15 protein-coding genes are annotated in these 17,870 nt (G+C 66.3%); 11 read left to right on the top strand and 4 right to left on the bottom strand.

Annotation, left to right across the window (positions count from 1 at the left end):
• Positions 1 to 88 precede the first annotated feature (88 nt).
• Positions 89 to 1,429: an omega-aminotransferase AptA gene (gene aptA / locus AC1DS0_RS26835; protein ID WP_476817275.1), complete on the bottom strand. Its 1,341-nt coding sequence runs from the start codon at positions 1,427 to 1,429 to the stop codon at positions 89 to 91.
• A 77-nt stretch (positions 1,430 to 1,506) separates the two neighbouring features.
• Complete coding sequence (locus AC1DS0_RS26830; protein ID WP_476817274.1) at positions 1,507 to 2,388, bottom strand: GntR family transcriptional regulator; 882 nt, start codon at positions 2,386 to 2,388, stop codon at positions 1,507 to 1,509.
• A gap of 82 nt (positions 2,389 to 2,470) precedes the next feature.
• Between AC1DS0_RS26830 and AC1DS0_RS26825 the strand changes: the two genes are divergently transcribed.
• Positions 2,471 to 3,613, top strand: coding sequence for a C45 family autoproteolytic acyltransferase/hydolase (locus AC1DS0_RS26825; protein ID WP_476817273.1), 1,143 nt, complete (start codon positions 2,471 to 2,473; stop codon positions 3,611 to 3,613).
• A gap of 45 nt (positions 3,614 to 3,658) precedes the next feature.
• Positions 3,659 to 5,218 carry an ABC transporter substrate-binding protein gene (locus AC1DS0_RS26820; RefSeq protein WP_476817272.1) on the top strand — a complete coding sequence of 520 codons (1,560 nt, stop codon included), beginning with the start codon at positions 3,659 to 3,661 and terminating at the stop codon, positions 5,216 to 5,218.
• Here AC1DS0_RS26820 and AC1DS0_RS26815 read toward each other — a convergent pair.
• Positions 5,215 to 5,865, bottom strand: a complete 651-nt coding sequence (locus AC1DS0_RS26815; protein WP_476817271.1) for a GntR family transcriptional regulator — start codon at positions 5,863 to 5,865, stop codon at positions 5,215 to 5,217. The genes AC1DS0_RS26820 and AC1DS0_RS26815 overlap by 4 nt on opposite strands.
• 152 nt (positions 5,866 to 6,017) lie before the next feature.
• On the opposite strand from AC1DS0_RS26815, the gene AC1DS0_RS26810 reads away from it, so the two are divergent.
• The 6 genes from AC1DS0_RS26810 to ggt all read left to right on the top strand — a co-directional run bounded on the left by AC1DS0_RS26810 (position 6,018) and on the right by ggt (position 13,588).
• Entirely contained in the window at positions 6,018 to 6,902 is an 885-nt protein-coding gene (locus AC1DS0_RS26810) for an alpha/beta hydrolase family protein (protein ID WP_476817270.1), read from the top strand.
• 61 nt (positions 6,903 to 6,963) lie between these two features.
• The gene (locus AC1DS0_RS26805; protein WP_476817269.1) at positions 6,964 to 8,508 is read left to right on the top strand and encodes an ABC transporter substrate-binding protein; all 1,545 of its coding nucleotides are present in this window, start codon (positions 6,964 to 6,966) and stop codon (positions 8,506 to 8,508) included.
• Positions 8,509 to 8,544: 36 nt separating this feature from the next.
• Positions 8,545 to 9,489: an ABC transporter permease gene (locus tag AC1DS0_RS26800; RefSeq protein ID WP_476817268.1), complete on the top strand. Its 945-nt coding sequence runs from the start codon at positions 8,545 to 8,547 to the stop codon at positions 9,487 to 9,489.
• Positions 9,486 to 10,304: an ABC transporter permease gene (locus AC1DS0_RS26795; RefSeq protein WP_476817267.1), complete on the top strand. Its 819-nt coding sequence runs from the start codon at positions 9,486 to 9,488 to the stop codon at positions 10,302 to 10,304. Before AC1DS0_RS26800 ends, AC1DS0_RS26795 begins: the two co-directional genes overlap by 4 nt.
• Positions 10,304 to 11,947, top strand: a complete 1,644-nt coding sequence (locus AC1DS0_RS26790; protein WP_476817369.1) for an ABC transporter ATP-binding protein — start codon at positions 10,304 to 10,306, stop codon at positions 11,945 to 11,947. Before AC1DS0_RS26795 ends, AC1DS0_RS26790 begins: the two co-directional genes overlap by 1 nt.
• Before the next feature lie 27 nt (positions 11,948 to 11,974).
• A complete protein-coding gene (gene ggt / locus AC1DS0_RS26785) occupies positions 11,975 to 13,588 on the top strand; it encodes a gamma-glutamyltransferase (RefSeq protein ID WP_476817266.1) in 1,614 nt (537 codons plus the stop codon).
• Positions 13,589 to 13,595: 7 nt separating this feature from the next.
• Here ggt and AC1DS0_RS26780 read toward each other — a convergent pair whose 3' ends face one another.
• Positions 13,596 to 14,096, bottom strand: coding sequence for an Lrp/AsnC family transcriptional regulator (locus AC1DS0_RS26780; protein WP_129157374.1), 501 nt, complete (start codon positions 14,094 to 14,096; stop codon positions 13,596 to 13,598).
• Positions 14,097 to 14,306: 210 nt separating this feature from the next.
• On the opposite strand from AC1DS0_RS26780, the gene AC1DS0_RS26775 reads away from it, so the two are divergent.
• From AC1DS0_RS26775 to AC1DS0_RS26765, 3 genes are read left to right on the top strand one after another with little or no spacing between them, the layout of a single operon-like run.
• The gene (locus AC1DS0_RS26775; RefSeq protein ID WP_476817265.1) at positions 14,307 to 15,539 is read left to right on the top strand and encodes a thiamine pyrophosphate-dependent enzyme; all 1,233 of its coding nucleotides are present in this window, start codon (positions 14,307 to 14,309) and stop codon (positions 15,537 to 15,539) included.
• Between the two features lie 3 nt (positions 15,540 to 15,542).
• The gene (locus tag AC1DS0_RS26770) at positions 15,543 to 16,559 is read left to right on the top strand and encodes an alpha-ketoacid dehydrogenase subunit beta (protein ID WP_476817264.1); all 1,017 of its coding nucleotides are present in this window, start codon (positions 15,543 to 15,545) and stop codon (positions 16,557 to 16,559) included.
• Positions 16,559 to 17,869: a dihydrolipoamide acetyltransferase family protein gene (locus tag AC1DS0_RS26765; RefSeq protein WP_476817263.1), complete on the top strand. Its 1,311-nt coding sequence runs from the start codon at positions 16,559 to 16,561 to the stop codon at positions 17,867 to 17,869. The genes AC1DS0_RS26770 and AC1DS0_RS26765 overlap by 1 nt, the downstream gene beginning before the upstream one ends.
• The last annotated feature ends 1 nt before the right edge of the window (position 17,870 follow it).

The raw sequence follows: 17,870 nt of genomic DNA, 5'->3' as shown, positions 1-17,870 counted from the left end.
CCCTAGTACCGACACGCATCGGTTCTGGATTCCGGGCTCGCTGCTGCGCAGCGCCCCGGAAAGACGGCGAGGTTCAGGAGCGCAGGCTTTAGTCGATCTGCCCGAGCGCCTGCTCGATCGCGGCGAAAATCTCCTCGATCTCGGCGGGCGCGATCACCAGTGGCGGCGACAGCACCAGCGTGTCGCCGGCATTGCGGATCAGCACGCCGGCATCGAGGCAGAGTGTGTTCGCCTCGGTGCCTCTTGCGCCATCCGCACCGGGACGCGGCGCAAGGTCGATCGCGCAGAGCAGGCCGGCGGTGCGGATATCGACGACATGGGGCGCCCCCTTCAGCCGGTGCGCCCGCTCCTCCCAGAGCGTCAGCACCTTGGCGAGGCCGCCCAGGATGTCCTGCTCGGCGAAGACGTCGAGCGTCGCAAGACCAGCGGCACAAGCGAGCGGGTGGGCCGAATAGGTATAGCCGTGTAGGAGCTCTATCGCCTCGGGCGGCCCGGCCATAAAGGCATCATAGACATGGCCGGCGACGAGGACGCCGCCCATCGGCACGGCGCCATTGGTCATGCCCTTGGCGCAGCTCATCAGATCCGGCCTGACGCCATAGGCCTGCGCCGCGAAGGGCGCTCCCAGCCGGCCAAAGCCGGTGATGACCTCATCGAAGATCAGCAGGATGCCGTGCTTGTCGCAGATCGCGCGCAGGCGTTCGAGATAGCACAGCGGCGGCGGATAGACCCCGCCCGAGCCGGTCACCGGCTCGACGATCACGGCTGCAACCGTCGCGGGATCGTGGATCTGCAGCAGGCTCTCCAGCGCTTCGGCCGCAGCGAGCCCGCCTTCCGGCCGGCCGCGCGAGAAGGCCATGCTGGCGCGATCATAGGGCGAGGGCAGATGCGCGACATCGGGCAGGAGCGGTCCGAAGGCGGCCTTGTGCCGGCCGATGCCTGAGACCGAAAGGCCGCCCCAGCCCATGCCGTGATAGCCCTTGGCCCGGCCGATCAGCTTGGTGCGTCCGGCCTGGCCGCGGGCCTGATGATAAGCGCGGGCGATCTTCAGGGCGGTATCGACCGCCTCAGAGCCGGAATTGACGAAGAAGACATGGTCGATGCCCTCCGGCGCGAAGTCGCAGAGCCTGGCAGCATAGGCCTGCGCATCGGGATGGCTCATCTTGAAGGAGGAGACGAAATCGAGCCGGCCCGCCGCGGCACGGATCGCTTCGGTGATCTTCGCCTGGCCGTGGCCGGCATTGACGCACCAGAGCCCGGCCATGCCGTCGAGCACGCGCCGCCCGTCCGGGGTGATGTAGTGCATGCCCTCCGCCCGATCGAACAGCAGCGGCGCCTGCCGGAAGGCCCGCATCGGCGTGAACGGCATCCAGAACGCATCGGGAGCGTTGTCGCGGCGGCTTTCAGCGGCAGATGCAGGCGCGGTCATCGGCGGGTCCTCGCTATGGATCGCCGCATAATGTCTTTCTTAAATTCAAAAGACAACAGCGAGGGTACCGATCAGTTTCAGTCCAGCCCATCCGGCCGGCGCAATTGCATGGCGCGCTGGAGATGGCTGCGCATCAGGGCGCTGGCGAGCTGATGGTCGCCAGCCTCCAGCGTCGCGAGCATCTGCAGATGCTCGCGACTGTTCACCACGACGCGCTCATAGCCATAGGTCCAGTCGTAATTGGAGAGCCGGCGCATCTGGTTTTGTCGGCGGATGGCGGAATGGATGAAGCGGTTGCCCGAGGCCGCCGCCAGCCCCTCATGGAAATCGGCGTTCATCTCGTAGAAGCCGATCGCCGAGCTCTCTTTCCAGGGTTGCGACAGGGTTTGCTCGTGGCGGACCCGCATCTCGTCGATCCAGCCTTGCTCCAGCGAAAAGCCGGGCTCGAGGAAGACCATCGGCTCGATCAGCAAGCGAAAGCGGTAGCGCTCGTCATGCGCCGACTGGTCGCGCGCCTCGTGCAGGAAGCGCCAACCATAGCCGCGCTTGCGCTCGACCATGTCGAGATCAGCGAGCCGCGCCATCAGGCGCTGCACCTCCGGCCGACCAAGCTCGTAGCGCCGCATCAGCTCCAGCTCGGAGATCTCGTCAGGCAGGCGCCCGCCATGGCGATCCTGCGCCACCTTGACCATGGCGAGCTCGGTCGCATCTGCGCCGGCGCCAGTATCGGTAGACGCTTCGGGCGCGCTCAGCAGTTCGACGCCCTTGTTCGGATGCCGACGCACCAGCCCCTGCCGGGCGAGATGGTCGATCGCAGCCCGCACCGGCGTGCGCGAGACGTTGAGGCGGCGCGCCGCGCTGTTCTCGTTGAGCCAGGCGCCAGCCCCGAGCCCGTCCTCGCGGACCATGCGCAGGATCCGGTCGGCGATCTCCTGCTGCAATCGTGTCGGCGTCGCCATGAAAAGACTCTTGATTGTCTTAGTTTGAAATGAAATACATCATGACTTGACGCGGCGCCAGCGCCAACACGGAGATCCGGTCATGGTCGAACCCTTCCCTTTCGTCGATGTCTCGGGCACGCCCTATGAGCGTGGCCGCCAGCATGGTGCGGCGGTGCCGGGGCGCGTCAAGCGCTCGATCGAGCTCTATGGCGGACAGCTCGGTGATCTCGGCTATGACGCCGCGGCCAAGTCGCGCCTGATCGGCGAGTTCGCCCGCGAGATCGAGGCCTTCGGCACGCACTACATCGAGGAGATGCGTGGCATCGCGGATGGAGCCGGCGTCACGCTCGAAGACGTCATCATGATCAATGCCCGCACCGAGGTGATCGCCAAGGCGAAGCTGGAAAAGAGCAAGCCGGTCGGAGCGGAAGAAGAGCTCGACGACGGCTGCACCGGCGCGATCATCCTGCCCGAGCGCAGCGCCTCGGGCGAACTGATCCACGGCCAGAACTGGGACTGGAAGGCCGAATGCGCGGAGACGGCGATCGTGCTGCGCGTGCGCCGCGAGGACGGCCCGGACTTCCTGACCTTCGTCGAGGCGGGCGGCCTTGCCCGCTGCGGCATGAACGCCGCTGGCATCTCGATCACCGCCAACTATCTCGAAAGCGAGCGCGACTTCACGCAAGTTGGCGTGCCGCTCGCGCTTATCCGCCGCAAGGTCTTGGAGCAGGAGCATTTCGCGTTCGCGATCAAGGCGGTCGCGACGACGCCCAAGGCCTGCTCGAACAACATGATGCTCTCGACCGTCGCCGGCTTCGGCATCGACTTCGAATGCGCCCCCGACGCCGCCTTCCCGCTCTATCCCGAGGACGGGCTGATCGTGCACGCCAATCACTGGGTCGGCCAGGTCGCGCTGGCCAAGATCACCGACACCGGCATCCCGCGCGTGCCCGAGAGCTTCTACCGCGACTGGCGCGTCAAGAAGCTGCTGAACGAGGCCGGCCGCAAGCTCACTGTCGATGACCTCAAGCAGGCCTTCTTCGACGATTTCCTGACCCCGCATTCGGTCTGCCGGCCGCCGCGCCTCAACGACACCGGCAATCTCTCGGCCACCGTCTCGATGGTGATCATGCAGCCGGCCAAGGGCACGATGGAGGTCGCCCCGCTCCCGGCCCTCAACCGCATCTTCACCCGCTACAGCCTCACCGATGAACCAATGACGCTCGCGCAAGCCGCCGAATAAGGCGGCAGCGACGCGTCCAGATCATAAAACAAGGGGAACCTGCCGATGCACAGCCGACGCCGCCTTTCCCTCGCCCTCGCCGGATTGGGCCTTGCGACCGCAGCCATAATGCCGGCCGCGGCCGCGACGCTGAAGGTGCACCTCAATGCCGACATTCGCGGCATCAATCCGGGGGTCAACCGCGACGACAATACCGACTCGGTCATCCTGCATGTCGTCGAGGGTCTCGTCGCCTATGGCGAGGATTCGGCCGTGAAGCCGCTGCTGGCCGAGACGATCGCGGTCTCGCCGGACGGGCTCAGCTACACCTTCACCCTGCGCAAGGGCCTGAAGTTCCACAACGGCGCCGACGTGACCTCGGCCGACATGGTCTGGAGCTGGAACCGCTATATGGACGCGAAAGCCGACTGGCGCTGCCTGTCGGAGTTCGACGGGCGCGGCCGCGTCAAGGTCGAGGCGGTGACGGCGCCCGATCCGGCGACCGTCGTCTTCAAGCTGGACAAGCCGAGCTCGCTCTTCCTCGCCAATCTCGCCCGTACCGACTGCGCGATGACGGCGATCCTGCACAAGGACTCGCTCAAGCCCGACGGTTCCTTCGACAAGCCGATCGGCACCGGCCCCTACAAGTTCGCCGAGTGGAAACGCGGCGAGTTCGTCCGCCTGACCCGTAACGAGGCCTATGCCAGCCTGCCGGGCGCGCCGGATGGCTATACCGGCGGCAAGCGCCCGCTCATCGACGACATCCGCTTCATGGTCATCCCGGACGGCGCCACCGCCAAGGCGGCACTGCTGCGCGGCGATGTCGATGTGATCCCGGACGTCGCCAATGCCGAGGTCAAGGAACTCAAGAAGGACCAGCGCATCGGGCTCTCGATCACGCCGAACATGGGCCTGGTCGGCATCCTCTTGCAGACCCGCGATCCGCTGCTGGGGAACGTCAAACTGCGCCAGGCGATCGCGGCGGCGATCGACACCGAGGAACTCGTCGCGCAGGTCACCGACGGGCTCGGCAAGCGCAACAACTCGATCGTGCCGTCGATGTCCTCCTATTACGGCCCAGTCCAGGCCAAGGGCTACACATACGATCTCGCCGCTGCCAAGAAGCTGCTGCAGGAAGCCGGCTACAAGGGCGAGCCATTGGTGATGCTGGCCAATAAGCGCTACCCGCAGAGCTTCGACGCCGCCGTCGTCTCGCAGCAGATGCTGCAGGCGGCCGGCATCAACGTCCAGATCGAGGTGCTCGAATGGGCGACGCAGCTCGACCGCTATACCAAGGGCAACTACCAGCTCCAGGCCTTCCCCTATTCGGCCAGGCTCGACCCCGCTCTCAGCTTCGAATCGATGACCGGCCCGAAGGCGACGCAGCCGCGCAAGGTCTGGGACACGCCGGAGTCCCAGGCGCTGCTCGACAAGTCGATGGTCGTCTCGGACAAGGCCGAGCGCCAGAAGCTGTTCGACGAACTGCACCAGCGCTTCATCGCCGAAGTGCCGATGGTGATGCTCTATAACGGCATCGACGCCGGCGCCTACGGCAAGCGGGTCAAGGGCTACAAGTCCTCGATCCTGTCGAAGCCGCGGCTCTGGGAAGTCACCGTCGCGGATTAAGCCGCACCGCTGACCTCGATCAGGTCCTTGAGGATGTGCTGGCTGATCAGCTCGGCCAGCCGCTCGCCATCCCCGGCACGGATCGCCGCGACCATGGCGTGGTGGTCGGCGTCGCTGGCGAGCAGGGCCTGATGCGAAGCCCAGACCGTGACCGCCGAACCACGCGAGCGGTCGCGCAGGCTCCAGATCGTCTCCACCAGCACCGGATTGCCGCAATGGGCATAGATCAGGCTATGGAAGGCGCGGTTGATCTCGCTCTGCTCGACGCGCGTGCCGCTCTGCACCGCTTGGCTGAACTCATGGGCGAGTGCATCGAGCCGGGCGACGGCCTGGTCGTCCACCCTGCCGATCACCAGGCGGGACGCGGCGCTCTCCAGGATGATGCGGGTATCGCGGATCGCGCGGTAGGTGGCGAGATCGACCTCGATGACACGGTAGCCGCGATTGGGCACGTGCTCGATCGTCTTGCGTACGGCGAGCTCGTCGAGCGCGGTGCGGACGTCGAAGCGCGTCGCCTGGAAAGCCTCCTCGAGATCGATCTGCCGCAGCCACTCGCCCGGGCGATAGGCGCGGATATGGATCGCCTTGGCGATCTCGTTGGCGAGTTCGCCCTTGGCGCGCTGGCGGGTTTTTGGACGGCTGGCCATGACGGGTCTCTAGAGCATTGGAGCGATGCTTGCGAGCCGGTTCGCTTGCCTCGCGCACAGCCGGCGCTGCCCCTGTCGAATCCGGCTTGCAGGCCTGATCGTATCATGCAACAAAATTGGCGCCAATCTTATAGCCAATAAGGAACCGCCGCATGACTGCTCCCGTCGCAAGCCAGACCAAGCAGGACGATGCGGCCGCGATTGCGCGCGCGCTCTATGATCTCGGCCCGACCCCGGTGATCGCCTGCAAGGCCGATCCGCGCTTCAGCTATTGCCTCTACGTGCCGAAGACTCTCGGCAAGGGCGGACAGGCGCCCGAACTCGTCGTCACCATGCACGGCACCGGCCGCGGCTTCACCGGCTATCGCGACGCCTTCGAAGCCTTCGGCCGCTGGAACAACTGCATCATCCTCGCCCCGCTCTTCCCGATCGGCGTGATGGGCGACGGCAACCGCAACGGCTTCAAATACATGCGCGAAGGCGAGGTCCGCTACGACCACATCCTGCTCGCCATGGTCGAGGAGGTCGCCCAGCATTATGGCCTGCGCTTCGACCGCTTCGCCCTGTTCGGCTATTCCGGCGGCGGCCATTTCACCCACCGCTTCCTGATGCTGCAGCCGGACAGGCTCTGGGCCGCCTCGATCGGCGCGCCGGGCTCGGTGACGCTGCTCGACCCGACGCGCGACTGGTGGGTCGGCACCCGCAACATGGCCGAGCTCTTCGGCACCGCCCCCGACATCGAGGCGATCCGCAAGGTCGCGGTGCAGATGATCGTCGGCGCCGCCGATCTCGAAACCTGGGAAATCACCCATCAGCCCGGCAATGCCAGCTGGATGCCGGACGCCAACCACGCCGGCAAGAACCGCCCGGAACGGCTCGACAGCTTGCGCCGCAACTTCGAGGAGCACGGCATCAGCGTGCGCTTCGATCTGGTGCCGAACATGCCGCATGACGGGCTGAAGGCTGTCTCGCGGGTCGAGGACTTCTTCGCCGACGTGCTGGCCAGGCGCCGATCCGGGGCGGCCAAGGCCGCCTGAGGCCAGCGATCGCACGCACAACGACAAGACCGAGACAACAAGACAAAAAGGGGAATTGCCGATGAACCGCCTGCTCGCCTCCGCCTTCACTTTGCTGGCGCTCGCCAGCCCCGCCGCAGCACAATCCATCACCGTCGCAGTCGCCGCCGACATCCGCAGCAACAATCCCGGCGTCAATCGCGACGACAACACCGACGATTTTGCGCTGCAGCTGGTCGAGGGCCTCGTCGGCTACAATGAGGGTGGCGTCGCAACGCCGCTGCTCGCCGAGAAGGTCGACCTCTCCACCGACGGCAAGACCTACACCTTCACGCTGCGCCAGGGCGTCAAGTTCCACAACGGCGCCGAGCTCTCCTCGGCCGACGTGCTGTGGAACTGGACCCGCTATATGGACGCCAAAACCGACTGGCGCTGCACCTCGGAATTCGACGGCCGTTCCGGCCTCAAGGTCGAGTCCGTGACGGCGCCTGACGCCCGCACCGTGGTGATGCAGATCGACAAGCCGAACGCGCTCTTCCTCGACACGCTCGCCCGCACCGACTGCGCCATGACCGCGATCCTGCACAAGGATTCGGTCAAGGCCGACGGGTCATGGGACAAGCCGATCGGCACCGGCCCCTACAAGTTCGGCGAATGGAAGCGCGGCGAGTATTTCACCATGACCGCCTTCGAGGGCTACAAATCGCCGAAGGATGGCGCCAAGGCCGACGGCTATGTCGGCTCCAAGCGGCCCCTGCTCAAGGACATCAAGTTCCTGGTCGTCAAGGACCCGGCGACGGTGAAGGCCGGCCTGATCTCCGGCGCGCTCGACATGGCCGAGATCCTGCCGAGCGACGCGGCCGAACTGAAGAAGAACCCCAAGCTCTCGGTGGCGGCCGAGCCCAATGCCGTCAGGCACGTCTTCCTGATCCAGACCAAAGACGCCGTGATGGGCAACCAGAAGCTGCGCCAGGCGATCGCGGCGTCGCTCGACATGGATGAGATCGTCGCGTCCTTCTACAACGACCTCGGCAAGCCCAACACCTCGCCGATCTATTCCGGCTCGAGCTATTTCGGCGAGGTCGAGAAGAAGGGCCATGTCTACGACTTGGCCCGCGCCAAGACCCTGCTCAAGGAGGCCGGCTACAAGGGCGAGAAGATCGTCATCCTCGCCAACAAACGCCCGACCGTGCCGAGCTTCCCGGCTGCGGTGGTGGCCCAGCAGATGCTGCAGTCCGTCGGCGTCAATGCCGAGATCGAAGTGCTCGACTGGGCGACCCAGCTCGACCGCTTCAACAAGGGCAACTACCAGATGCAGTCCTTCTCCTTCTCGGCTCGCTTCGATCCCGCCATCGCCTTCGAGCAGTTCTCCGGGCCCAAGGACAAGCAGCCGCGCAAGACCTGGGACAACCCGGAAGCGCAGAAGCAGATCGACAAGCTCTACGTGACCTCCGACCGGGCCGAGCGGCAGAAGCTCGTCGACGAGCTGCACAAGCGCGTCATCGACGAAGTCCCGATGATCTTCGCCTTCAACGGCCTCGACATCATCGCCCATGCCAAGCGCGTCCAGGGCTTCAAGCCGTGGCAGTCGAAGCTGCGCATGTGGGAAGTGACGCTGGCGAACTGACGTCACCCCTACCGTCCGCACACCGGGAGGAAGCCGATGCTGCGCTTTGCGCTGACGCGCATTCTGATGTCCGTACCGACACTGCTCATCGTGTCGGTGTCGGTCTTCGGGTTGATCCGTTTGATCCCGGGCGATCCGGCCTCGCTGATGCTGGGGGATCTGGCGACCCCAGCCTCGATCGCCGATCTTCAGGCCAGGCTCGGCCTCGACCAGAGCCTGCCGGTCCAGTTCGGCATCTGGTTCGGCAACCTACTCAAGGGCGATCTCGGCCAGTCGATCAACTCGCAGCAGGCGGTGCTGCCGCTGATCCTGCAGCGCTTCTGGATATCGGCCCAGATCGTGCTCGTCGCGGTCGCGCTGGCGAGTCTCGTCGCGGTTCCCGCGGGCGTGCTCGCCGCCTGGAAGCAGGATACCTCGCTCGACTTCAGCCTCGTCGCCGTCGCGACGCTGCTGCTCTCGATCCCGACGTTCTGGCTCGGCCTTTTGCTGCTGCTGTTCTTCGGCCTCAAGCTCGAATGGCTGCCGGTGGTCGGCTACGTCTCGATCGCCGAAAGCCCCTTGGCCGGCATCCTCTACCTGATCATGCCGATCATGACGCTGTTCCTGCACGAGATCGGCGTGATCCTGCGCATGGCACGCGCCTCGACGCTGGAAGTGCTCCGGCTCGACTACATCACTCATGCCCGCGCCAAGGGCCTGACCGAGAGCGCCGTGCTCTGGAACCACGCCTTCAAGAACGCCTTCGGGCCGACCTGGACGCTGATCGGCCTCGTGCTCGGCAACCTGCTCGGCGGCATCGCGGTGGTCGAGACGGTCTTCACCATCCCCGGCCTCGGCCGCCTGCTGGTCGATTCGATCTTCGCCCGCGACTATCCGGTGATCCAGGGCTGCATGCTCTTCGTCGCCTTCACCTATGTGCTGGTCAATCTCGTGATCGACCTCTGCTATCCGATCTTCGATCCGAGGGTGACGGCGCAATGAAGCTCCCCGCTCCCAATGCTTTGGTCGGTGGCACGCTGATCGGCTTCCTCGCCATCGTCGCAAGCGTCAGCTCCGTCTGGACGCCCTATGACCCGTTGCGGCTCTCCTTCCGCGCCAAGCTCGCAGCGCCCTCGGCAATGCACTGGCTCGGCACCGACGAGTTTGGCCGCGACGTGCTCTCGCGGCTGATGGCGGGCGCCGCCACCTCGGTCTGGATCAGCCTTTTGACGGTCGCGCTCGCCGTCTCGCTCGGTACCGTGATCGGCCTGTTCTCCGGCTATGTCCGCGGCTGGGTCGACCGCACCATCATGGCTTTCAACGACGCCCTGCTCGCCTTCCCCGGCATCCTCCTGGCGCTCGGCCTGCTCGCCGTGGTCGGCGCCAACAAATATGGCATCATCCTGGCCCTCGGCATCGCCTATGCGCCCTCGGTCGCCCGCATCGTGCGCGGCACCGTGCTCTCGCTGCGCGAGCGGGAGTTCATCTCGGCCTCGCGAGTGATGGGCAATTCCGAGGGCTTCACCATGCTGCGCCACATCCTGCCGAACTGCATCGCACCGCTGACCGTGCTGGCGACCTCGATGTTCGGCTGGGTACTGCTGGCCGAGAGCTCGCTCTCCTTCCTCGGCCTTGGCGTACCGCCGCCGGCGCCGACCTGGGGCAACATGCTGGCGGGTTCGCGGCCCTATATCGGCCAGGCCGTCTGGCTCGGCATCTTCCCGGGTCTCGCCATCTCGCTGACGCTGCTCGGCATCAACCTGCTCGGCGACGCACTGCGCGACAAGCTCGACCCGCGGATGAGGGGTGCGCGATGATCTCCACCAAACCTCTGCTCGAGGTCGATGGCCTGACGCTCAGGATCGGCTCATCCGGCCGCACCGTCGTCAACAATGTCAGCTTTTCCGTCTCGCCCGGCGAGATCGTCGGCATCGTCGGCGAGTCCGGCTCGGGCAAGACGCTAGCGGCTCGTGCCGTGATGGGCTTCATTCCGCCGGCGGTGCGTCTGATCTCCGGCTCGATCCGCTTCGATGGCGAGGAGGTCACGACCATGGCCCCGAAGCGCCTGCGGGCGATCCGCGGCGCCAGGGTCGGCATGGTCTTCCAGGAGCCGATGACCTCGCTCAACCCCTCCATGCTGATCGGGCGGCAGCTCGACGAGGGGCTGGCGCTGCACCGCAAGCTCGACGCCAACGGCCGGCGCGAGCTCATCCTCGACATGCTCCGGCGCGTCGGCATCCGCGATCCCGAGGGCGCCTTCAACGCCTATCCGCACCAGTATTCCGGCGGCATGCGACAGCGCATCATGCTCGCCTCGGTCATGCTGCTGAAGCCGGCCCTGCTCCTCGCCGACGAGCCGACCACCGCGCTCGACGCCGTCGTCCAGCGCGACGTGATGGAGCTGATGGTCGAGCTGACCAAGGAGAACGGCACCGCCGTGCTCCTGATCTCGCATGATCTCGGCATGGTCGCGCGCTATTGCAGCCGCATCGTCGTGATGTGCCAGGGCGATGTCGTCGAGCACGGCAAAGCTGAGGACCTCCTCGCCCGGCCGCAGCACCCCTATACCCGCAAGCTGCTCGCCGCGATGCCGCATCGCGAGCCGGCGCGCGACCTGCCGGAGGCAAAGACACCACTCGTCGCGGTCAACGATCTCGTCGTCGACTATGGCGGCCGCCAGGGCTTCTTCCGCAAAGAACAGCCCAAGCGGGCGCTGCACGGCATCAGCCTCTCGGTGAAGCCCGGCGAGGTCGTCTCGGTCGTCGGCGGCTCGGGCTCGGGCAAGACCACGCTCGGCCATGCCATCGCCGGCCTGATCAAGCCGAGCGAAGGCGCGATCCTGTTCAACGGCAAGCCGATCGACAAGAGCGATGCCGCCTATTGGGACTATCGGTTGAACTGCCAGATGGTCTTCCAGGACCCCTATTCCTCGCTCGATCCGCGCATGACCATCGGCGAGCTCGTCGGTGAGCCCCTGCGGCTGGTCAAGGGCATGGGCTCGGCCGACAGGAAAGCGCGGCTCGCCGAGGTGCTGGGCGAGGTCGGCCTCGGCGACGGCTTTGCCGAGCGCTATCCGCACGAGCTCTCCGGCGGCCAGCGCCAGCGCGTCGCCATCGCCCGCGCCATCATCCGCCGGCCGAGCTTCGTCATCGCCGACGAGCCGGTCTCGGCGCTCGATGTGACGGTGCGCGCACAAGTGCTGGAGCTCTTCGCGCAATTGCAGAAGAAGCACGGCTTCTCCTGCCTGTTCATCAGCCATGATCTCGGCGTGGTCGAGCAGGTCTCCGACCGCGTCATCGTCATGCAGGACGGCCGCATCGTCGAGGAAGGCACGCGCGACCAGATTTTCGACGCGCCGCAGCACGACTACACAAGAAAGCTCCTCTCCGCCGTCCCCGGGCTGGAGAGCACGCAGGATGGCGGTGTCAGGCTGTTCTGGCGTCTGGCTGAGCCGGCGTGAGCGACTATCGAGAATGAGGCCTTCAGCATGAAGAACGGAATGATCGTCGCTCCGCAGCCGGAAGCGGTCGAAGCCGGTGCGGCCGTGCTGGAGCGTGGCGGCAATGCGATCGATGCGGCGATCGCCTGCGCCTTCATGCAAGGCGTGGTCGATCCGCTGATGTCGGGGATCGGCGGCTTCGGCTCGATGCAGCTCTACATGCCCGGCAAGGGCGTGCATGAGATCGTCGAGTTCTACGCCCGCGCCTCTTACTCCGCGAAGCCGGACATGTGGCTCGACAAATTGCGCGGCCAATCGCGCGACGGCTTCGCCTTCCTGCTCGAAGGCGGCATCAACGAGTTCGGCCATCTCGCCGTCTGCACGCCCGGCAGTGTCAAGGGCTATGACTACGTACTGTCACGCTTCGGCACGATGGACTGGGCGGATGTCATGGCGCCGGCGATCAAACAGGCACGCGAGGGCGTGCTGGTGCGCCCGCATATGCACTGGTTCTGGACGCAGGATCAGAGCGGCTCAGGCCAGGTCAACACATCGGACAAGCTGCGCTACAGCGAGGCCGGCAAGCGCCTCTATTTCCGCCCGGATGGCAGCGCGAAGCGCCCCGGCGACGTCATCGTCAACGCCGACATGGCCAACACGCTGGAGCGGGTGGCGAAGGGCGGCGCCGATCTGTTCTATCATGGCGAACTCGCGGAGGAGATCGCCGCCGACTTCGCGGCGCATGGCGGGCTGATCTCGCGCGAGGACCTCGCCAGATACGAACTCTCCGTCGCCAAGCCGATCTGGGGCTCCTATCGCGGCCACCGCATCTCGACCTCGCCGCCGCCGGCGAGCGGCATGTCGATGCTGCAGATCCTGCACATGCTGGAGGCCTTCGACATCGGCTCGCTGCCCCATGGCAGCGCCGAGCATGTCCGCCTGCTCGCAGAAGCCATGAAGCGCATGACCATCGACAAGGATCAGTTCATGGGCGACCCGGCCTATGTCGACGTCCCGGTCGAGCGCCTGATCTCGAAGGAGCATGCAGCGGAGCAGGCCGAGAGCATCCGCCGCGGCGAGCGTGCCGATGTGAAGCGGCTGGAGCGCTCCTCCTCGCGCGAGACCACCCACGTGACCGTGGTCGACCGCCATGGCAACGCGGTCGCGCTGACTCACACCCTCGGCAGCCCGTCGGGCGCGATCACCGAAGGTCTCGGCTTCATCTATAACGGCACGATGAGCCGCTTCGACCCGCGCCCCGGCCGCGCCGGCTCGATCGCTCCCGGCAAGCGCCGCTCCTCCTCGGCGGCGCCGACCATCGTCTTCAAAGGCGAAAAACCCTTCATCGTCATGGGCGCGCCGGGCGGCAGCTATATCGCCCCGGCCATGGCACAAGGCATCAGCAACGTCATCGATTTCGAGATGTCGATGCTGGAGGCGGTGGCAGCGCCGCGCGTCATGGGCGTCTCTAACTCCATTGACATCAGCAACCGCATCCGCCGCAGTGTCGAGGCAGAGCTCAAGTCCGCCGGCTACGACGTCAAGCGCTCGGCCCAGAGCTACCCCTTCGCTGCACTCCATGGCGTCAAGGTCGAGGATGGGCTCGCGACCGGCGGCGCCGACCCGCAGCGCGACGGCATGGCGATCTCGGTGCCGGCCTGAAGGCTGCTCAAACCGGCGCGATCTGCAGCGGGTCGACCGAGATCGCCCGCTTCAGCGCGCGCAGGCCGAAGGTCGTGCGCGACTGCCGCATGCCCGGCAGGCGGTAGATCTTCTCGCGCAGGAAGCGCTCATAGTGCTCGGTGCCGCTGACCACGGCCTTGACCAGATAGTCGTAGTCGCCGGTGACGAGATAGGCCTCGACCACCTCGGGAATCCGCGCCAGCGCCTCGCCGAAGCGGTCGAGGAGCTTGTCGTCATGCTTGTCGAGCGTGATCTCGATGAAGACGACATTGTCGAGCCCGAGCGCGCGATGGTTCAGCACCGCGACATACTTCTCGATCGCGCCGCTCTCCTCCAGCCGCTTCACCCGGGTCCAGCATGGCGAAGGTGAGAGCCCGACCTTCTCGGCCAACGCATTGATCGTCAGCCGGCCATCCTCGTTCAGGGCCGAGAGGATGCGCCGGTCGATCTGGTCTAGCTCCTCGCTGCGCCGCGCTTTGATCGCCATCGGGTGAATTTTCCGCACTAGGCCAAGATGGCAGAATAATCCTCCGAGCAGAGCCGATTCTCAAGGCCATTTCGGCAAGAAATCGATGTGTCACCACCCTAACATGCCCGAATAACGACGGCGTCTCGACGGACGCCCCTGCAAACGTGCCTTGCGGCGAGAGCCGCATGGCGAAATGCTGGGTCGGACTAGAGCCTAGGGAGCGTGGACATGACAGACCCCTCACCGCTTCGGTTCCATGTTCCCGTCCCGGCCAGTCGCCCCGGCGAGAAGCCCGACTTCTCCCATGTCGTGATCCCGAAGGCCGGCTCGGTGCAGCGCCCGCCAGTCGATGTCGACCCCAGGGAAATCCGCGACCTCGCCTATTCGATCATCCGCGTCCTCGACCGCGAGGGCGAGGCGGTCGGCCCCTGGGTGCCCGAGCTCTCCAAGGACGATCTGGTCCGCGGTCTGCGCCACATGCTGACGCTGCGCGCCTTCGACGCCCGCATGCAGATGGCTCAGCGCCAGGGCAAGACCTCGTTCTACATGCAGCACACCGGCGAAGAGGCGGTCTCCTGCGCCTTCCGCATTGCGCTCGGCAAGGGCGACATGAATTTCCCGACCTATCGCCAGGCCGGGCTGCTGATCGCGCACGATTATCCGCTCGTCGAGATGATGTGCCAGATCTACTCGAACGAGCGCGACCCGATGAAGGGCCGGCAATTGCCGGTGATGTACTCCTCCAAGGAGAACGGCTTCTTCTCGATCTCGGGCAACCTCACCACCCAATACGTCCAGGCGGTGGGCTGGGCGATGGCCTCGGCGATCAAGGGCGACAACAAGATCGCGGCTGCCTGGGTCGGCGATGGCTCGACCGCCGAGTCGGATTTCCACGCCGCCCTCGTCTTCGCCTCGACCTACAAGGCTCCCGTCGTCCTCAACGTCGTCAACAACCAGTGGGCGATCTCGACCTTCCAGGGCATTGCGCGGGGCGGCTCCGGCACCTTCGCCGCCCGCGGCCTCGGCTTCGGCATCCCGGCGCTGCGCGTCGACGGCAACGACTACCTTGCCACCTACGCCGTGGCGCAATGGGCGATCGAGCGGGCCCGCCGCAATCTCGGCCCGACGCTGGTCGAATACGTCACCTATCGCGCCGGCGCGCATTCGACCTCGGACGACCCTTCCGCCTACCGGCCCAAGCACGAATCCGACGACTGGCCGCTGGGCGACCCCATCGTCCGGCTGAAGCAGCACCTGATCGCGATCGGCGCCTGGACCGAGGAGCGCCACAAGCAGGCCGAGGCCGAGATTCTGGCGACCGTGATCGCCGCGCAGAAGGAAGCCGAGAGCTTCGGCACGCTGCATGCCGGCGGCAAACCCTCCTCGCGCGACATGTTCGAGGACGTCTATGCCGAGCTGCCGCCGCATCTGCGCCGCCAGCGCCAGCAGATCGGAGTCTGAGCCATGGCCCGCATGACCATGATCGAGGCGATCCGCTCGGCCCTCGACGTCTCGATGGGCCGTGACGACAACGTCGTCGTCTATGGCGAGGATGTCGGTTTCTTCGGCGGCGTCTTCCGCTGCACCCACGGCCTGCAGCAGAAATACGGCGTCAACCGCTGCTTCGACGCGCCGATCAGCGAGCTCGGCATCGTCGGCACCGCGATCGGCATGGCGGCCTATGGCCTGCGCCCCTGCGTCGAGATCCAGTTCGCCGACTACATGTACCCGGCCTACGACCAGATCGTCTCGGAGGCGGCGCGCCTGCGCTACCGCTCGGCCGGCGACTTCACCTGCCCGATGGTGATCCGCATGCCGACCGGCGGCGGCATCTTCGGCGGCCAGACCCACAGCCAGAGCCCGGAAGCGCTGTTCACCCATGTCGCCGGGTTGAAGACGGTGGTGCCGTCCAATCCACGCGACGCCAAGGGCCTGCTGATCGCTGCGATCGAGGATCCCGATCCGGTGATCTTCCTCGAACCGAAGCGGCTCTATAACGGGCCGTTCGACGGTCATCACGACCGCCCGGTGACACCCTGGTCGAAGCACGAGCTCGGCGAGGTCGACGAGGGACATTACACCATCCCGCTCGGCAAGGCCGCGATCCGCCGTGAGGGTCAGGCCGTCACCATCGTAACCTACGGCACCATGGTCCATGTCGCGCAGGCCGCCACCGAGGAGACCGGCATCGACGCCGAGATCATCGACCTGCGCACCCTGCTGCCGCTCGATCTCGACGCGATCGTCGCTTCGGTTTCGAAGACCGGCCGCTGCATCGTCCTGCACGAGGCGACGCTGACGTCAGGCTTTGGTGCGGAGCTGGCCGCGCTGGTGCAGCAGCACTGCTTCTACCACCTGGAGGCGCCGGTCGTGCGCGTCACCGGCTGGGACACGCCTTATCCGCACGCCCAGGAATGGGCCTATTTCCCCGGTCCGGGCCGCGTCGGCGCCGCGCTGCGCGACATCATGGAGAGCCGCTGATGGCCGAGCGCATCATCAAGCTGCCCGATGTCGGCGAGGGCATCGCCGAGGCGGAGCTGGTCGAGTGGCACGTCAAGGTCGGCGACATCGTCCGCGAGGACGATCTCATCGCCGCGGTGATGACCGACAAGGCGACCGTCGAGATTCCCTCACCGGTCGAGGGGGAGGTCACCTGGGTCGGCGCCGAGATCGGCGACACCGTCGCGATCGGCTCGGCGCTGGTGAAGCTGAAGGTCTCGGGCGGGACTGCGAGCGAGGAGCCGGCCAAGGCCGAGGCGCCTGTCGAGCCGCCGAAGGAAAAGCCCGCTGCTGCGGCTGCCCCGGCCACGCCGGCGGCAGCTCCGGAGCCCGCTCCCAAGCAGATGCCGACGCCAAAGCCGGCGGCTCCGGCCCGCCCGGCCCCTGTCATCACCACGCCCGCGCCGCGCCGTCCGGTCGGTGAGAAGCCGCTGGCATCGCCTGCCGTCAGGCTGAAGGCGCGCGAGGCCGGTATCGACCTGCGCCAGGTCCAGGGCTCCGGCCCGGCCGGCCGTGTCACTCATGAGGACATCGACGCCTTCATCCTGCGCGGCCCCGAGGCTCCGGCCAAGGGCGGGCTCGTTGCGAAGACTGCGATCACCGACGTAAAGGTGGTCGGGCTGCGCCGCCGCATCGCCGAGAAGATGGCGCTGTCGAAGTCGCGCATCCCGCACATCACGATTGTCGAGGAGGTCGACGTCTCCGCTCTCGAAGACCTGCGTGCCGCGCTCAACAAGAAGCCGACGGCCGAGCGGCCGAAGCTGACGATACTGCCCTTCCTGATGCGGGCCATGGTCAAGGCGCTCGGCGAGCAGCCCAACCTCAACGCGCTCTATGACGACGAGGCCGGCATCGTCCACCAGCATGCCGGCATCGATATCGGCATCGCCACGCAGGCGCCGTCCGGCCTGATGGTCCCGGTCGTCAAGCATGCCGAGGCCCGTGATCTCTGGGGCTGCGCCATCGAGCTCTCCCGCCTTGCCGAACGAGCCCGCGACGGCTCGGCGACGCGCGACGAGCTCACCGGCTCGACCATCACCATCACCTCGCTCGGGGCGCTCGGCGGCATCGCCACCACCCCGGTGATCAACCATCCCGAGGTCGCGATCGTCGGCGTCAACAAGATGATGGTCCGTCCGGTCTGGGACGGCACCACCTTCGTGCCGCGCAAGATGATGAACCTCTCCTCCAGCTTCGACCACCGCGTCATCGACGGCTGGGACGCGGCGGTCTTCGTGCAGCGGCTGAAAGAGCTGCTGGAGACCCCGGCGACGCTGTTCGTGGACATGTGAG

This window comes from Allobosea sp. P4_H5, assembly GCF_056400825.1.
The sequence above is the reverse complement of the archived record's forward strand: the minus strand, read 5'-3'. Positions and strand labels throughout refer to the sequence as shown.